15 protein-coding genes and 1 tRNA gene are annotated in these 16494 nt (G+C 71.8%); 6 read left to right on the forward strand and 10 right to left on the reverse strand.

Translation table 11 applies throughout. The features are described 5' to 3' along the window. Nucleotides 1-163: 163 nt before the first annotated feature. A complete protein-coding gene (locus ACLIN4_RS14765) occupies nt 164-1705 on the reverse strand; it encodes an MFS transporter (protein ID WP_307652673.1) in 1542 nt (513 codons plus the stop codon). 63 nt (nt 1706-1768) lie between these two features. Between ACLIN4_RS14765 and ACLIN4_RS14770 the strand changes: the two genes are divergently transcribed. After that, entirely contained in the window at nt 1769-2740 is a 972-nt protein-coding gene (locus ACLIN4_RS14770) for a helix-turn-helix transcriptional regulator (RefSeq protein WP_100049775.1), read from the forward strand. Between the two features lie 215 nt (nt 2741-2955). Here ACLIN4_RS14770 and ACLIN4_RS14775 read toward each other — a convergent pair whose 3' ends face one another. Beyond that, nucleotides 2956-3654, reverse strand: a complete 699-nt coding sequence (locus tag ACLIN4_RS14775) for a TetR/AcrR family transcriptional regulator (protein ID WP_411575865.1) — start codon at nt 3652-3654, stop codon at nt 2956-2958. A gap of 455 nt (nt 3655-4109) precedes the next feature. Continuing rightward, nucleotides 4110-5108, reverse strand: coding sequence for a sigma-70 family RNA polymerase sigma factor (locus ACLIN4_RS14780; RefSeq protein ID WP_107480056.1), 999 nt, complete (start codon nt 5106-5108; stop codon nt 4110-4112). A gap of 221 nt (nt 5109-5329) precedes the next feature. On the opposite strand from ACLIN4_RS14780, the gene ACLIN4_RS14785 reads away from it, so the two are divergent. Continuing rightward, nucleotides 5330-5848 (forward strand): GNAT family N-acetyltransferase, encoded by a 519-nt coding sequence (locus ACLIN4_RS14785; protein ID WP_107480055.1) that lies wholly within the window; start codon nt 5330-5332, stop codon nt 5846-5848. Between the two features lie 20 nt (nt 5849-5868). Here the strand turns inward: ACLIN4_RS14785 and ACLIN4_RS14790 are convergent, their stop codons facing one another. Then, nucleotides 5869-6630, reverse strand: a complete 762-nt coding sequence (locus tag ACLIN4_RS14790) for a dioxygenase (protein ID WP_289908971.1) — start codon at nt 6628-6630, stop codon at nt 5869-5871. Between the two features lie 107 nt (nt 6631-6737). Here ACLIN4_RS14790 and ACLIN4_RS14795 point away from each other — a divergent pair, with 107 nt between their 5' ends. Beyond that, nucleotides 6738-7262: a MarR family winged helix-turn-helix transcriptional regulator gene (locus ACLIN4_RS14795; protein ID WP_179342752.1), complete on the forward strand. Its 525-nt coding sequence runs from the start codon at nt 6738-6740 to the stop codon at nt 7260-7262. A gap of 99 nt (nt 7263-7361) precedes the next feature. Here ACLIN4_RS14795 and ACLIN4_RS14800 read toward each other — a convergent pair whose 3' ends face one another. Continuing rightward, a complete protein-coding gene (locus tag ACLIN4_RS14800) occupies nt 7362-8906 on the reverse strand; it encodes an MFS transporter (protein ID WP_107480054.1) in 1545 nt (514 codons plus the stop codon). A 314-nt stretch (nt 8907-9220) separates the two neighbouring features. Continuing rightward, nucleotides 9221-9874 (reverse strand): TetR/AcrR family transcriptional regulator, encoded by a 654-nt coding sequence (locus ACLIN4_RS14805; protein WP_179342751.1) that lies wholly within the window; start codon nt 9872-9874, stop codon nt 9221-9223. Between the two features lie 290 nt (nt 9875-10164). Between ACLIN4_RS14805 and ACLIN4_RS14810 the strand changes: the two genes are divergently transcribed. The 3 genes from ACLIN4_RS14810 (at nt 10165) to ACLIN4_RS14820 (ending at nt 13252) form a co-directional block, all read left to right on the forward strand. After that, entirely contained in the window at nt 10165-11448 is a 1284-nt protein-coding gene (locus ACLIN4_RS14810; protein WP_411575866.1) for a M6 family metalloprotease domain-containing protein, read from the forward strand. A gap of 67 nt (nt 11449-11515) precedes the next feature. Further along, the gene (locus tag ACLIN4_RS14815) at nt 11516-13132 is read left to right on the forward strand and encodes an IclR family transcriptional regulator domain-containing protein (RefSeq protein ID WP_411575867.1); all 1617 of its coding nucleotides are present in this window, start codon (nt 11516-11518) and stop codon (nt 13130-13132) included. A gap of 44 nt (nt 13133-13176) precedes the next feature. Continuing rightward, nucleotides 13177-13252: transfer RNA gene (locus ACLIN4_RS14820), tRNA-Arg, on the forward strand. A gap of 68 nt (nt 13253-13320) precedes the next feature. On the opposite strand, the gene ACLIN4_RS14825 is transcribed toward ACLIN4_RS14820, so the two are convergent. The 4 genes from ACLIN4_RS14825 to ACLIN4_RS14840 all read right to left on the reverse strand — a co-directional run bounded on the left by ACLIN4_RS14825 (nt 13321) and on the right by ACLIN4_RS14840 (nt 16473). Further along, nucleotides 13321-14475: a tyrosine-type recombinase/integrase gene (locus tag ACLIN4_RS14825; protein ID WP_411575868.1), complete on the reverse strand. Its 1155-nt coding sequence runs from the start codon at nt 14473-14475 to the stop codon at nt 13321-13323. Continuing rightward, entirely contained in the window at nt 14475-14669 is a 195-nt protein-coding gene (locus tag ACLIN4_RS14830) for a helix-turn-helix domain-containing protein (protein ID WP_411575869.1), read from the reverse strand. The genes ACLIN4_RS14825 and ACLIN4_RS14830 overlap by 1 nt, the downstream gene beginning before the upstream one ends. After that, nucleotides 14666-16066 (reverse strand): replication initiator protein RepSA, encoded by a 1401-nt coding sequence (gene repSA / locus ACLIN4_RS14835; RefSeq protein ID WP_411575870.1) that lies wholly within the window; start codon nt 16064-16066, stop codon nt 14666-14668. Before repSA ends, ACLIN4_RS14830 begins: the two co-directional genes overlap by 4 nt. Nucleotides 16067-16155: 89 nt before the next feature. Continuing rightward, nucleotides 16156-16473 (reverse strand): hypothetical protein, encoded by a 318-nt coding sequence (locus tag ACLIN4_RS14840; RefSeq protein WP_003950176.1) that lies wholly within the window; start codon nt 16471-16473, stop codon nt 16156-16158. Nucleotides 16474-16494: the final 21 nt, after the last annotated feature.

Genomic DNA, 16494 nt, shown 5'->3' on the forward strand with positions numbered 1-16494 from the left:
GCCCGGTTTTCCGGAATGTAAACAAGTAACCGGACCAATTCAAAACCACTCGGGCACGACCGGGCGTGAACGGGCATCCTGTGGCTGGTCCCCGGAAGCGCGCGGGAGGGCGGGTCCGGTGCCGACGCACCGGACCCGCCCTCCCCTTCGCCGTACGGCGGCCTCAGGCGAGCGCGGCCTCCTTCTCCGTCGCCGCGCCCTCCGTCGCGCCTCCCGCCTGCTCCTCCTCCGCGGCTCCCTCCACGTGCTGCGCCGGCCGCTTCGGCAGCGCGGACATCAGCAGGAAGATGACGGCCAGTACCGCCGCCACCCAGCCCAGCGCGTTCTGGAAGGCGTCCGCGTAGGCGGGGCCGATGCGGGCCGGTGCCAGGTCGTCGCTCATCGTGCCGAAGAAGACCACGGAGACCAGACCGAGCCCGAGCGCGTTGCCCATCTGCTGCACGGTGTTGATGAGCCCGGACGCCGACCCGGCGTGCTCGCGCGGCACCTGGGACAGCACCGCGTCCGTCAGCGGCGCGACGATCAGCCCCATGCCGACGCCCATGACGACGAGCGGCAGCGCCATGTGCCAGGAGGTGATGCCGAGCCCGTAGTGCTCGGACTCCCAGAGGTAGAGCAGGACTCCCGCCGTCATCACCAGCGCGCCCGCCTGGAGCACCTTGCGCCCGAAGCGCGGCACCAGCTTCTGCACCGACACCCCGGCCGCCACCGACACGGCGACCGAGAACGGCACACCGGTCAGCCCGGCCCGCAGCGGACTCCAGCCGAGCCCCACCTGCATGTACAGGGTCCACACCAGGAAGAAGATGCCGAGCGCGACCCCGAAGACGGTCTGCACGGCGATACCGGCGGCGAAGCTCTTCACCCGGAACAACGACAGCTCGACCAGCGGCGAACCGTCCCGCGCGCTCTTCCGCCTCTCGTACGCCACCAGCACCGCGAGCACGACGAACGCGCCCGCCATCGACAGGTGCCCCCACAGCGGCCAGCCCAGCTCGCGCCCCCGGGTGAGCGGGTAGACCAGCATCAGCAGACCGAGGGTGACCAGGGCGACCCCGACCAGGTCCAGCCGCAGGGCGCGCGGCGCCTTGGACTCGGTGATGAAACGGCCGCCGAGCACGAGTGCCGCGATGCCGACCGGCAGGTTGATGAGGAAGATGGGCCGCCACTCGAGCCCGAAGAGGTTCCACTCGGTGAGCAGGGCGCCCAGCAACGGGCCGGAGACCGCGCCCAGTCCGACGATCGCGCCGAACAGCCCGAACACCTTGCCGCGTTCGTGCGCCGGGAAGGTGGCGTGCACGATCGACAGCACCTGCGGCACCATCAGCGCCGCCATGGCGCCCTGGAGGATGCGCGAGGCGACCAGCATCTCCGGGTTCACGGCGAGACCGCACAGCGCGGACGCCAGGGTGAAGCCCGCGACACCGATGAGGAACACCCGCTTGCGGCCGTGGATGTCGCCGAGCCGCCCGCCGGTGATCAGGCCGGCCGCGAAGGCGAGGGCGTAACCGGCGGTGATCCACTGGATCTGGCTGAAGGAGGCGCCCTCGTTCTGCCGGATCGACGGGATCGCGATGTTGACGATCGTGACGTCGACCAGGTCCATGAACGCCGCGGTCATCACGATCGCGAGGGCGTACCAGCGACGGCGGTCGCCCGCGGCGGGCGCCGCCGGTGACGCGTGCGGGGTGTGCGTTGAGGTCATGGCGGTGAAGCTATGACCCCAGTAGGACAGATCCGGTCCTACTGGTGCGCCATCCTGGGCACCATGACGACGGACACTCCGGCCCGGCTCCTGACGCTCCTCTCCCTCCTCCAGACCCCCCGCGAGTGGCCGGGCGGCGAGCTCGCCGAGCGGCTCGGGGTCTCACGCCGCACGGTCCGGCGGGACATCGACCGGCTGCGTGAGCTGGGCTACCCGGTGCAGGCGACCATGGGCGCCGACGGCGGTTACCGGCTGGTGGCCGGCAAGGCGATGCCGCCGCTGGTCCTCGACGACGAGGAGGCGGTGGCGATCGCGGTGGGCCTGCGCGCCGGCGCCGGGCACGCGGTCGAGGGCCTGGACGAGGCGTCGGTACGGGCACTGGCCAAGCTGGAGCAGGTGCTGCCGTCGCGGCTGCGGCACCGGGTGGCCACCCTCCAGGCCGCGACGACCCCGCTGACCAGCGGGGACGGACCGAGCATCGCACCCGAGACGCTGACCGTCATGGCCTCCACCGTGGCCGGGCACGAGCGGCTGCGCTTCGCCTACCGGGCGGGGGACGGCACCGAGTCCCGGCGCGTGACGGAGCCGTACCGGCTGGTCTCGACGGGACGCCGCTGGTATCTGATCGCCTACGACCTCGACCGGGAGGACTGGCGGACCTTCCGGGTCGACCGGGTGAGCGAGCCGTTCGCGACGGGGGCGCGGTTCGCACCCCGGGAGTTGCCGACCGGGAGCGCGGCGGAGTACCTGCGGCGCTCGATGCAACGGCACGGCGACTCGTACGACATCGAGGTCGCCTTCGACGCGCCGGCCGACGTCGTCGCCGCTCGGTTGCCGCGGTGGCTCGGGCCCCCGGAGCCGTCGGACGACGGCACGTCGTGCGTGCTGCGCGCGACCGTCTCCGACTCGGTGGACTGGATGGCGGTACGCCTCGCGATGCTGGGCGTGGACTTCCGGGTCCGGGAGCCGGCGGAACTGGTGGAGTGCGTACGGGGGTTGGGGGCGCGGCTGGCGAGCGCGGCGGGCGGTGAGTGACCGCGCGCCGTGCCGGTGGACGCGTTCGGCACATCGCCGCCGCCGGGCCTCGGACCACGGCACCCTCCGTCCGCCGCCCGGTTCCGACCGTCGGCGAACAGCCCCGTCCCGCTCGACCTCGACCGTCGGCGAGCAGCCCAGCCAGCTCCACTCCGACCGCCGGCGAGCAGCCCCGCAACTCCGCCCGTCGGCAACAGCCCGCCCCGCCCGGCCCGTCACCCGGGCGCCCCGCACTCCCCCCAGGCGAACTCCCGCACGCCCGCCAGATTCCGCAGCGCCGTTTCGACGGGGCTCCCCGCCCCCTCCGGTCCGTCCGCCCAGTACTCCACCGCCACCCGCACCGCCGCCCCCGCCACCGCGGCCGCGAAGCGCAGCTCGGGAGAGCCCGCCAGCCGCTCGGCAACGTTGTCGTCACCCCCGGACAGCCGCGCCGCCAGCGCCTCCACCAGCCCGCGCTCGGCGGTCATGCACACCTCCGCCCACACCTTGCGCAGCGCCGGGCTGGTCGCGGCCAGGCGGATCAGGGTGCGGGCCCACTCCCAGGACGGCGCCGAGACCCCGGCGCCGGGCGTCAGCGTGTGCCGTGCGGCGTGCTCCAGGGCGTCGGGCACGGACAGCTCCGGCGGGGCCCCGCGTACCGCCTCGGCCCAGCGCTCGGCGCCGAGGGCGTAGAGCGGGGCGACGGCCTCCTCCTTGGTCGCGAAATAGCGGTAGAAGGTGCGCGGGGCGATTCCGGCGGTCCGGGCGATGTCCTCCGCCCGGGTCGCACGCAGGCCCTGGCTCACGAAGAGGCGGGCCGCCGCGCGGGCGATGTCCATCCGGGTCTCGGCCTTGCGCCGCTCCGTCAGGGAGACGTGCCCGGCACCGGGCGTGGACGATTCGGGCGCGGAAGAGGCCGGGGTGGTGCTGCTCACTTCGGCAGATTATGCCGCTGTGACAGAATCTGCCATTCGGCGGGACACCCCGGGGTTCAGGTCCGGGGTGCCCCGCCTCCTTCTTCGGCCTTCGCCACGCGCCGGGCCCCCGCACTCAGCGGCGGAGGCGGTCGGGCGCTCAGGCGCTCAGGCGCTCAGGGAACAGAAGGAGCCGGGCTGCGGCGCCCCGGGGGGGAGAGGCGCCGAGCCCGGCTCGGGAAAGTCCCGGCGCCGGGGGGAGTGCGTCGGGACGTGGTCCATAGGGGCGGAGGGTCCGTCCGGAGCGGGTGCCCCGGGCCGAATCACTGGGCCCGGAGGTCTTGTTCCCGGGCCCCCGCCTGTTGAAGCAGCGTTGTACGGCCATGTTTGCGCGGGGTTCGGCCACCGGCGTACGCCCCACGCGTCACGTCACGCCCCCTCATCACGGCGGGCCGGTCACCGGCCCGCCGCGCCGCCTACGCCGCCGCCTCGAAGCCGGTGTCGCGGGCCAGCTTCTTCAGCTCGAGCAGCGCGTGCTTCTCGATCTGCCGGATGCGCTCACGAGTGAGGCCGTGCTCCTTGCCGACCTCGGTCAGCGTGCGCTCCCGGCCGTCCTCGATGCCGTACCGCATCTTGATGATGGAGGCCGTGCGCGGGTCGAGGCGGCCGATGAGGTCGTCGAGCTCCTCGCTGCGCAGCAGCGTCATCACGGACTGCTCGGGCGACACGGCGGAGGTGTCCTCCAGCAGGTCGCCGAACTGGGTCTCGCCCTCGTCGTCCACCGACATGTTCAGCGAGACGGGGTCGCGGGCCCAGTCGAGGACGTCCGTGACGCGCTCCGGCGTCGAACCGAGCTCGGCGGCGATCTCCGCGGGCTCCGGCTCGCGCCCGTGCTCGCGGTTGAACTCGCGCTGCACGCGCCGGATGCGGCCCAGCTCCTCCACGAGGTGGACGGGCAGCCGGATGGTGCGCGACTGGTCCGCGATCGAGCGGGTGATGGCCTGACGGATCCACCAGGTGGCGTACGTCGAGAACTTGAAGCCCTTGCGGTAGTCGAACTTCTCGACCGCGCGGACCAGGCCGGCGTTGCCCTCCTGGATCAGGTCGAGGAGCGGCAGGCCGCTGCGCGGGTAGCGGCGGGCGACCGCCACCACCAGGCGGAGGTTGGAGCGGATGAAGACGTCCTTCGCCCGCTCGCCGTCGTCGATCAGGGCCTGGAGCTCCTCCCGGGTGGCATCCGCCCCGGTCTCCTCGTAGCCTTCGAGGACCTGCCGCGCGAACACACCCGCCTCGATGGTCTGGGACAGCTCGACCTCCTTGGCGGCGTCGAGCAGCGGTGTCCGTGCGATCTCGTCGAGGTACATGCCGACCAGATCGCGGTCGGCGAGCTCGCCGCTGCCTGCGCGGACGCTGGTTGCCGCGTCGGCCGTCTCGCCGGTGGCGGACTTACGACGGGCGACGGCACGGGTTGCCATGCGTGCTCCCTTGCGATGGTGGTTCAGCGGGTGGTCCGTGGACGTTCGGCACCGTCCGGCGTTGTCTCCGGTCCCGGAACTGCTCTCCGGCCTCTCCCGGGACTCTCCTCGGGTGCCCTGCATCCGATGGAAACAACGACTGGAATCCGGACAGAATTCCCAACCTGCCCCCCGATTTTTCTGATCATGCAGTACCCTGTGCCGCCACACGAGGAGGCGTGATGCGGTCGGGACGTACGGAGGTCCAGGTCAGGGCGGGAATCGAGGAGGACCTCGAGGCCCTCACCGACCTCTACAACCACTACGTACGTGAGACGCCCGTCACGTTCGACACCGAGCCGTTCACCCCGGAGGAGCGCCGCCCCTGGCTGCTCTCCCACCCTGAAGACGGCCCGTACCCGCTCAGGGTTGCCACGGACGCCGAGTCACAGGAAATCCTCGGGTACGCCACATCCAGTCCTTATCGCGCGAAGCCCGCCTACGGCACCTCCGTGGAGACCACCGTCTACGTCGCCCCGCACGCCGGCCGCCGCGGCATCGGCACCCTGCTCTACACGGCCCTCTTCGAGGCCCTGGCCGGCCAGGACCTGCACCGCGCGTACGCGGCCGTCGCCCAGCCGAACGAGGCCTCCGCCCGGCTGCACGAGCGCTTCGGTTTCCGGCACGTCGGCACGTACCGCGAGGTGGGCCGCAAGTTCGGCCGGTACTGGGACGTGGCCTGGTACGAGAAGCCGCTCTAGCCCCGCTCCCCGGACGGGGCTCAGCCGAACTGCACCGACCGCTTGGCCAGCCCCATCCAGAACCCGTCGATCACCGATCGCCGCAGATCCAGCTCGCCGGCCGCGTCCGCCGCCCCCATCGTCACGAACAGCGGGGCGAAGTGCTCGGTGCGCGGGTGGGCGAGCGTGCCCGCCGGCGACTTGCGGGCGAAGTCGAGCAGCGCGTCCACGTCACCGGCATCCAGCGCGCGCCGGCCCCAGTCGTCGAACTCGGCGGACCAGGAGGGCACGCCGGCCTGGCGCAGCGCGGCCAGGTTGTGGGTGAAGAAGCCGGAGCCGATGATCAGCACGCCCTCGTCGCGCAGCGGCGCGAGCCTGCGGCCGATCTCCATGAGCCGCGCCGGGTCGAGGGTCGGCATGGAGACCTGGAGGACCGGGATGTCGGCGCCGGGATACATCTCGACCAGCGGCACGTAGGCGCCGTGATCGAGGCCGCGGTCGGGCACGTCCTGCACCGGCGTGCCGGGGGCGCGCAGCAGCTTGCGCACGGACTCGGCGAGCGCGGGGGCGCCGGGGGCCTCGTAGCGCACCCGGTAGTAGTGCTCGGGGAAGCCCCAGAAGTCGTAGACGAGGGGGACGGTCCGGGTGGCGCCGAGGGCGAGCGGGGCCTCCTCCCAGTGGGCGGAGACGACGAGGATCGCCTTGGGGCGGGGCAGGGCGGCGGCCCAGGCGGCGAGCTCGCCGGGCCAGACGGGGTCGTCGGCGAGGGGCGGGGCGCCGTGGCTGAGGTATAGGGCGGGCATGCGCTCCTGGGCGGTGGCGGGCACGATACGGCTCCAGTTACTTGAAATCTCAAGCTGTCTACCGTCGAATTTAAGGGTTCCTTGTTTAAAGTTCAAGGACTCGTACGATGGGATACATGAACACGGCACCCATCCCGCCCTCCACCGGCGAACCCCGCTGGCTCACCACCGAGGAACAGCGCGTCTGGCGCTCGTACATCGAGGCGGCCACCCTCCTGGAGGACCACCTCGACCGCCAGCTCCAGCGCGACGCGGGCATGCCGCACGTCTACTACGGCCTGCTGGTCAAGCTCGCCGAGTCACCGCGCCGACGGCTGCGGATGACGGAGCTGGCCAGGTACGCCAAGATCACCCGCTCCCGCCTCTCGCACGCGGTCGCCCGGCTGGAGAAGAACGGCTGGGTGCGCCGCGAGGACTGCCCCTCCGACAAGCGGGGCCAGTTCGCCATCCTCACGGACGAGGGGCACGAGGTGCTGCGCCGGACCGCGCCGGGCCACGTGGACGCCGTACGCCAGGCCGTGTTCGACCGGCTCACCCCGGAACAGCAGAAGTCCCTCGGCGAGATCATGCGGATCGTCGCCGAGGGACTTCAGCCCCGCGAAGCGGGGGCGGACCTGCCCTGGCTGCGCTGAACGCGCGGCCGGGGCAGGTCCCGGGAACCGTGCGCGAGGGGCGTCCCCTCCCCTGCGCACGGATGGAACAGGGGCCCGAGGGGTACCGCGTCCGGGTCGTCAGTGGGCGACGACCGGCACCGGCAGCTCCTCCTCGGCCGCGTCGCCCGAACCGGAACCCGTGACGGCACTGCCGCCCGGACGCCCGGCGTTGACGAAGGTCAGGGCGATCACGGCCGCCACGACCAGGATGCCGACGGCGAACCAGATCGCGCTGGTGTAGCCCTGCACCTGACCCTCCAGCTGCACCAGCTGCTGCTGGGACCGGGTGGCCGCACCGCCGATGTGGTCGGCGATGTAGGACGTGGTGGCCGAGGCGGCGATGGTGTTCAGCAGCGCCGTACCGATCGCACCGCCCACCTGCTGCGAGGTGTTGACCATCGCCGAGGCGACACCGGAGTCCCGCGGCTCGACGCCCTGCGTGGCCATCGACATGGCCGGCATGAAGGCCGTACCCATGCCGAGACCGAGCAGCAGCATGCCGGGCAGCAGCACCGCGGCGTACGAGGTGTCGATCTCCAGCTGGGTCAGCAGCAGCATGCCGACGGCGGCGACCAGGAAGCCGGGGCCCATCAGCAGCCGGGGCGCGACCCGGGTCATCAGGCGGGTGCCGATCTGCGTGGAACCCGTGATCATGCCCGCGATCATCGGCAGGAAGGCGAAGCCGGTCTTGACCGGCGTGTAACCCTTCACGATCTGCAGGTAGTAGGTCAGGAAGAGGAACAGGCCGAACATCGCGATGATCGCCAGGCCCAGCGAGAGGTAGATCCCGCCCCGGTTGCGCTCGGTGATCACGCGCAGCGGCAACAGCGGTGCCTTGACCTTCGACTCGACGATCACGAAGGCGAGCAGCAGCACGGCGGAACCGACGAACATGCCGACCGTCACCGCGTCGCTCCAGCCTTCGGACTCGGCGCGGGTGAAGCCGTAGACGAGCGCGACCAGACCGAGGGTGGAGAGGAACACGCCGGGGATGTCGAGCGGCGAACGGTTGCGGCCGCCCTTCGGCTCACGGATGACGAAGTAGGCACCGGCCGCGGCGACCACGGCGAACGGGATGTTGACGAAGAACGTCCAGCGCCAGTTCAGGTACTCGGTGAGGAAACCGCCGAGGATCAGACCCACGGCACCACCGCCACCGGCGATCGCACCGTAGATGCCGAAGGCCTTGGCACGCTCCTTGGCGTCCGTGAACATCACGGCGAGCAGGGAGAGCGCGGCGGGCGCGAGCAGGGCGCCGAATACGCCCTGGAGGGCGCGGGAGCCGAACATCATCGCCTCGTTGGTGGCCGCACCGCCGAGCGCCGAGGCGACGGCGAAGCCGGCCAGGCCCACGACGAAGGTGCGCTTGCGGCCCCACAGGTCGGCGATCCGGCCGCCGAACAGCAGCAGACCGCCGAAGGCGAGGGCGTAGGCCGTGACGACCCACTGCCGGTTGCCGTCGGAGATGCCGAGGTCCTGCTGGGCGGAGGGCAGGGCGATGTTCACGATGGTGGCGTCGAGGACGACCATCAGCTGGGCGAGCGCGATGAAGACGAGCGCTTTCCAGCGGCCGGCGTCCGGGGCGTCGGTGACGCCGGAGGCCTTGACGGCTGTTTGAGACATGGGGATACCCACTTCGGGACTTCGTGACGGAAAAAGGTGAGTAAAGGGACGACTGGACCCGGGGCGACGGCTGCGGGAGCCGCCGTCCTCCGGTCGGACGGTGGGTCTTGTGGCTTCTGTGCCGTCTGCGCTTGTGTCAGACGGTTGGTCTTCTGACTTCCGTGCCGTCTGCGCCTGCGTCAGACGGTGGTTCTTGTGGCTTCCGTGCCGTCAGCACCTGCGTCGGACGGCGGATCCCCGCGGAACCATCGGGCGGATCCTCGCGGAACCACTGGGCGGTTCCTCGCGGAACCACTGGGCGGATCCTCGCGGAACTACGGGTCGCAGGGCCGGCGCAGATCCTCCATGGTCACGACCGTTCCCGGCAGGGCGGAGCGGGCTGGAGCCCGCAGCCCGTCCAGGAACAGCTGCAGGTGGCGGTGGACGAACCGGTCGGCACTCAGGCACCCCGTACCGGCCGGGGGCCTGCTGAGCTGAGCCGCGGCGATCATCAGATCGCCCACGCCCACGTCGGCGCGGAGCTGACCGGCCGCCTTCGCCCGGTCCATGACCTCGGCGACGAGCCGCTCGACCCGTTCGCGCGCCGCTTCCAGGTCGGGGTGGTGCTGGTCGAACGTGCTGGACACCATGGGGCACAGGGCACTGATCCGCTCGTCGGCGGAGACGTGCACGAAGCGCTCCAGCGCCTCGAACGCGTCGCCGGTCTCCGCGAGCGCGAGCTCGGCCGCCCGTGCCGTGCGGTCCATGACCGAGCAGACGACCTCGCGGACGAGGGCGTCTCGGTCGGGGAAGTTGCGGTACACCGTGGCGTTGCCGACGCCGGCCCGGCGGGCGACGTCGTCGAGCGGCACGTCGGGCCCGTGCTCGACGAACATCTCCCGGGCGGCGGCGACGATCCGCTCCCGATTGCGCAGGGCGTCGGCGCGGGGCCGGGTCGCCTTCCGCTGCTCGGGGGTTGCGGTCTGCACGGCGTACTCCTCGGACGTTGGGTTGGCGATCCGGGGAGGGAGTCCCCGTTTCGCTCGGACACATGGCTAAACGGGGAAACGATCCCCGGTTATTTCCCGCCCCCGAAGAAACTTTCCGTGACCTGGATCACACGCGAGGGCCCCGGAGTGTCCCGCAGTCCCCCGGTCGGCGGCTACCGGCGAGAAACCCACGATCGGCTCCTCCAGCGCGCGCCCGCACACCCCTCGGCACAGGGTGAGCGCAAGGGTGCAGCCGAAGTCGGGCGGCTGCCGTGGCCCGGGAGGTCCGCATGCAGCCGCAGCCGAGCCGCCGCATACGCCCGCGCAGACTGGCCGCGATCGCGACCGTCACCGCCGTGACCTTCGCGGTCAGCACCTCGGCGGGCACCGGCCGGCTCGCCCCCGGCACCACCGCGGCGGGCCCCGGCCCGGCCCCCCTCTCCCGCTCCTCCGCGCACGGCCCCTGCATGATCAGCGGCGGCCCCGAGACCCAGATGTCCGAGGGCGTCCCCACCTCCGCCGGCTACGCCCGCTCCACGGGCACCGTCCGCGCCCTCACCCTGATGATCGACTTCTCCGACGCCCCCGGCGAGGGCAAGGCGCTCGACCGGTACGCGGAGTTCTTCCCGCAGACCGAGGAGTGGTTCCGCACCAGCTCCTACGGCCGCCTCGACTACCGTCCCGAGACACCGGTCCGGGACTGGCTGCGCATGCCGAAGTCGTTCGCCGAGTACGGCATAGAACGCGGCGCGCCCTTTGAGCCCGGCTACCGCGAACTGGTCGAGGACCTGGTCACCCAGGCCGACGCGAAGGTCGACTTCCGCGCGTACGACCTCCTGAACGTGCTGGTCACCCCCAACGCCGGCCCCTCCGCCCTGGACACGGTCCTGTCCGTCACCTTCGCCGGCAACCACGAGGCGCCGATCGCCGACGGCGTCCCGGTCGCCAACGCCTCCTTCGTCTACTCCCGCCAGGACGACGGCTCCGGCTCCTACGACGAGACCGGCTACCGCGTCCTCCCCCACGAGAACGGCCACGTCTTCGGACTCCCGGACCTCTACACCCAGGAGGGCGGGGGCGCGGTCGGCCACTGGGACATCATGAGCGAGGACTGGGGCGCCAACAACGACCTCCTGGGCTGGCACAAGTGGAAGCTGGGCTGGCTGGACCGCACCCAGGTGCACTGCGCCTCGGCACCGGGGACGACGGAGTACACACTGACCCCGCTGGCCCGCAAGGGCGGCGACAAACTGGTGGTCGTCCCGGTGGACGCCGAGTCCGGGTACGCGATCGAACTGCGCACCCGCGAGGGCAACGACGAGGTGGTGTGCCGGCCCGGCGTCCTGGTCTACAAGGTCGACGCGGACGTGGACACGGGCATGGGCCCGGTGACCGTCTACGACTCCCGCCGGGACAGCGGCGGCTGCACCCGCGCCCCGAACGTCCACGCGGAGCTGTCGGACGCGGCCTTCACCCCCGGCGAGACCTTCAAGGACCCGCGCCACGGCATCACGATCGCGGTTTCCGGAGCGGGCGCGAAGGGCGACCACCGGGTGAGCGTCACCCGCAGGTGAGGACCGGCACCTGCTTCCGGCGGCATTACCGTAGGCGGGCCCGCCGCGACCCCGTACCGGAGACCCGATGCCCGCCGACATCACGAACGACATCCCGCAGGACGGGTCCGCCGCCGCACCGTCCGGGCGGGCGGACGTACCGGCCGAGGCGGTCGCCCCCCTGCTGCGCGGCATCGCGGTACTCCGTCACCTGACCGACGCGAACGACGGCGCCCTCAGCCTCAGCGCCCTGGAGAAGGCCACCGGCCTGGCCCGCTCCACGGTCGACCGCCTCACCGCCACTCTCGCCCGCATGGGCTACGTCCGCCTCGACGGCCGCGACGTGACCCTCGCCCCCCGCCTGATGGAACTGGGCAACGCCTACCTCGCCGCCCTCCGCCTCCCCGCCCTGCTGTCCGCCCGCGCCGACGCCCTGGCCGACGAACTGGACGAGTCGGTGTCCCTGGCGGTCGGCGACCGCGACGGCATCCGCTTCATCCACCAGGCCACGCGCCGCCGCGCGATGTCCCTCAGCTTCCGCATCGGCGACCTCCTCCCCGCCGAACGCACCGCGCCGGGCCCGCTGTTCGCCACTCAGTGGTCACAGGCCGAGTGGCATCATTGGCGCGCCCGCAGAGCGGCGGACCCCTGGGACCGCGCCTTCCCGGCCGTCCCCCCGACCGAACACCCCACACCCCACGAGGACTTCGAGCACCGTACGGCCAAGGCGGCGACCGACGGCTGGTCCCTGGACGACCAGCTGATCGAACCGGGCCTGGTCGCGGTCTCCGTCCCCGTACGGGACCCCCGCACCGGCGCCCCATCCTGCGTGGCGAGCGTGGTGAGCCACACCAGCCGCCACACGGCGGACGACCTGCGCACGACCCTGCTCCCCCGCCTCCGCGAGGCGGTGCGGTCGATGGAGGACGACCTGCGCGCCGCCCCGCCCCCGCAACCGGGTCCGCCCCCGGCCGGCCTGGCCACCTGGACGGGCGCGTCGAAGCAGGAACTCGGCCGGGACTTCGTCGAATCCCTGGCCCGCGGCCTCACCGTACTGACCGCCTTCGGCGAGGACCGCCCGGAGCTGACCCTCTCGGAGGTCGCGAAGGCGACGGGTCTGGCCAGGGCGACGGCCCGCCGGGCGCTGATCACCCACGAACACGCGGGCCTGGTACGACAGTCCCCCGACCACGCCTTCACCCTCACCCCCCGGGTCCTCTCCCTCGGCTTCCCGCCCCTCTCCCGCACCTCCCTCCCCCAGATCGCCCAGCCCCACCTGACCGCCCTCGCCGACCGCGTCCACGAGTCGACCGCGCTGGCCGTCCTGTCCGACTCGGGCGAGGAGATCCAGTACACGGCCAGGGCATCAGTGAGCCGCGTGCTCAGCGCCCGGATCACGGTCGGCACCCGCCTCCCCGCCCGGACGACCTCCCCGGGCCGCGTCCTCCTCTCCCTCCCGGAGACCCGGTCGGCGGGCTACGCCCTGATCGACGAGGAATTGGAGGCCGGCCTGCGCTCCCTCGCCGTCCCGGTCCACGACCGGGACGGCCGGGTGGTCGCCGCGGTGAACGTGGCGATGCACGCCGCCCGCCGCACGGCAGCGGCCTGCGTGACGGACATCCTCCCGCCCCTGCGCGAAACCGCCGCCCACATCGAGGCCGACCTACACGTCGCCGGCCGCTTCCGCCCGGTCCCCCTCACCTGACCAACCGCTACACTGTCGACGGCGGCACCACACCTTGCCGCCACGCCTTCGTAGCTCAGGGGATAGAGCACCGCTCTCCTAAAGCGGGTGTCGCAGGTTCGAATCCTGCCGGGGGCACCAGGGAAAAGGCCACCTACGGATTTTCGTAGGTGGCCTTTGACATCCACGTCTGACATCAACGGGCGCGGTCACTCCCGGCTGGGACGCCGTTTCCTGAGCAGCCGGTCCATGTGGCTCATGGCTTCCCGCTGCGTGTCCTGGACGACGTGCGTGTAGACGTCCATGGTGATGCTGATCTGGGAGTGCCCGAGGATCTCCATCACGACGCGGGGCGCGACTCCGGCCGCTGTGAGGAGCGTGGCGGTGCCATGCCGAGCGTCGTGCAGCCGGATGACGCGGAGGCCGGCGGACTCGGCGACGCGGGTGAAGGAGCGGTAGACGTTCCGCGGCTCGACCTGACGGCCGGTGCTAGTGGTGAAGACGTAGCCGGACTCCTGCCACTGCTCCCCCGCCTTGATCCGAGCAGCCGCCTGCCGCATCCGGTGCCAGCGCAGGGGCGCGATGCAGAGGGCGGGCAGCGGGACGGCTCGGCGACGGCGGCTCTTGGGATCATCGTCGTAGAGGACGCCCCGACGGCGCTGCGTCTGCTGGCGGACGTAGAGAACGCGGCTGTCGAGGTCGAGGTCCGACCAGCGCAGGCCGATGATCTCTCCCCGGCGGAGCCCCATGGCGATGGCAAGCACGAAGGCCGCGTACAGCGGGTCCTTACGGGAGGCCGCGAGGAAGTCCAGAGTCTCGTCGAGGGTCCAGGGCTTCAGTTCGCGGTTGTCGGTGCGGGGTGGCTCGACCAGCTTGGCGACGTTGCGCGTGATCAGTTCCTCACGGCAGGCGGAAGACAGTGCCGACCGCAGGACGCGGTGGGATTCCTTGGCGGTCGCCGCAGTCGTCTGCTTCTCCAGGCGGACGAGGAAGCGGCGTACGTCGGCGACGCCGAGGGATTCGAGCCGCTTGGCGCCGAGCAGCGGCACGAGGTAGAGCCGGACGTGCGCCTCGTACTTGTCGTACGTGCTGAGCTTCCGCCGAGGCTTGATGACGTTGTCCAGCCAGTAAGGCAACCACTCGGAGAGCTTGGCCGACTTGGTGGGCACGGGCACGCCCTGATCCACTTTGGCCAGCAGCTCCCGGCGCTTGACGTCGCACTCGGCCCAGGTCTTGCCGTAGGCGAACTTGCGAGCGCGGGTGCCGTCCGGCTGAAGGACGTACACGGCGCACTGGTATCGGCCGTCCTTGCGCTTGGTGATGGTGCCGGCGCCGTTAGGATTGCGCTTGCGCGGACCAGACATCAGGCAGCCTCCTCGATCTGGCCGAGGACGAAGTCCCGAACAGCGGTAGCGGGGATACGACGCGCCCCATCGATCTTGATCGAGGCGAGTCGACGCGAGCGGATCAGGTCATAGACCTTCGAGCGCCCGACCTTGAGACGCGCCATGACTTCCGGCACGGTCAGCAGCTCGGCGGTGGCAGTGGCGGCGGTCATGCTGCGGCTCCTTCCAGGGCCAGTTGGTCTTGCAGTGCTTCGCGTGCGGTTTCTCGGTTGAGCTGGAGGTCCCGGGCGATGGTGGCGGCGAGGGCGGATTCGCCGGGGGTGTGGCCGTGTCCGGCGTACTGCCAGTCGGTGAGAACGAGGACGGTGTCCGGCTCGCGGTCGTCCAGGGCGAGGGCGGCGTGTTCCTGGGCGGCGCGGTAGTCGGCGCGTGTCTGGCGCAGGGCGCCGAGGGTGGTGGAGTAGCGGCGGGACTTGGAGGAGAAGTGGCCGCGGAAGCCGAGCATGTGAGCCCAGGCCCAGAGGCGCCGGTCCGGGTAGAGGCGGTCCAGGTCCCGGCATGCGGTGATGAGTCGGCGGGTGTGGTCCGGGACCTGATGGCGGTCGAGTTCCGCGAGTTCGCCGATACGGCGGTCAAGCGCGCCGGTGTTCTCGGCGGCTTTGGTGGAGTACTTGGCGACGTAGGAGGCGACGGCCTGTTCGGTGATGTCGGAGCCGTCGCCGAAGGCCTTGACCGGGCGGACGTCGAGCTGTGTGCCCCAGCGGAAGGACCGGGCCGGTTGGTCCCCGGTAGCCGGAACGGAGACGGACGTGTAGGAGTGCGCCGCAGCGGCATGGATGGCGTCGGCGAGGAGGCCGACCGTTGCCCAGGCAGGTGGGGGCGTTCCTGGTCCGTCCGGTCCGTCGAGCCGGATCACCGCATGGAAGTGCAGGGCACCGCGCTTCTGAAACTCGGCGACCTTGCCGTAGGAGACACGAACGCGGTCGGCGAGTTCCCGGCGGGTGAGGCCGGCGCGGGCGGCGAGTTCGCGACGCAGGCGAGTGGTGAACCGCTGCCAGAGCTGCCCAGCGTGGTTGTTGAACAGGACGGCGCCCGCGTAGTCGTACGTCGCCGGGTCGAGGGCCGTGCCCAGTTCCGGGGCGTCCGGGGCGTGCTGGGTGCCGCAGCGGCAGGCGCCGTGGTCGGGCCGGTTGTGGACCGGGCCGAAGGAGGGAGCGGTGAGCGTGGCGAACACGCGCGGGTGATCCCGGACCGTGGTGGGGACGTCTCGGCGGTCGTCTCCGGCCAGGCCCGCGCGGATGAGGTGGTAGGTGTCGCCCGCGTAGGTCCAGGCGCAGGAGGGGCAGCGGGAGGCGCGGCGGTTGCCGCAAGCAAGGCGGAGGCGTCCGCCGGGTTCCACGGCGGTGGTGTAGTGGTGGAGGGTTTCGCCGGTGGTCTTGTCCTTGTGGAGGGTCCAGCCGGTGAGGTGGATGGGGTCGGAGCAGCCGCCGGTGCGGCGGATCTGGTCTTCCCAGCGGGTGTAGTCGGGGGCCGAGGCGACGCGGAGGAGGTCGCCGAGGGTGGTCGGGTCGAGCAGCGGGGCATGCGCGGTCGGGGCGCGGTGCGCCATGCTGGGTGCTTCCTTCCGGTTGTGAGATCGGTTGGGGACGGCGCCCGGGCGGCGGATGCTTGGCGGTATCGAGGCCGCCCGGGGGCCGGTCAGCGTCGCTTGGCGTCGGCGTGGACGAGGGAGCGGATCACCAGGGCGCAGACGGCGACCGAGGCGCCGGTGATGGCGACGGCCAGGAGCAGCGAGACGAGAACTGCGCCGACGACCAGGACGACGGCCGTTCCGCCGCCGACGAGGGCGAGGGCGGTGCCGGGGGTGAGCTGCACCGTGGGCCGGGACGACGCGGCAGCGACCGGAGCTGGAGGCGGGACCTGCGCACTCGGCACGACGGCGGTCGGCTCCACGAGCACGGGCGGCGTGAGGTGGCCAGCGGGCGTGGGGTTGGTCGGGATCTTCGGGCGGAACATCGGTGTTCTCCCTTCAGGTCG

Source organism: Streptomyces mutabilis, from assembly GCF_046628145.1.
GTDB lineage: Bacteria > Actinomycetota > Actinomycetes > Streptomycetales > Streptomycetaceae > Streptomyces > Streptomyces mutabilis.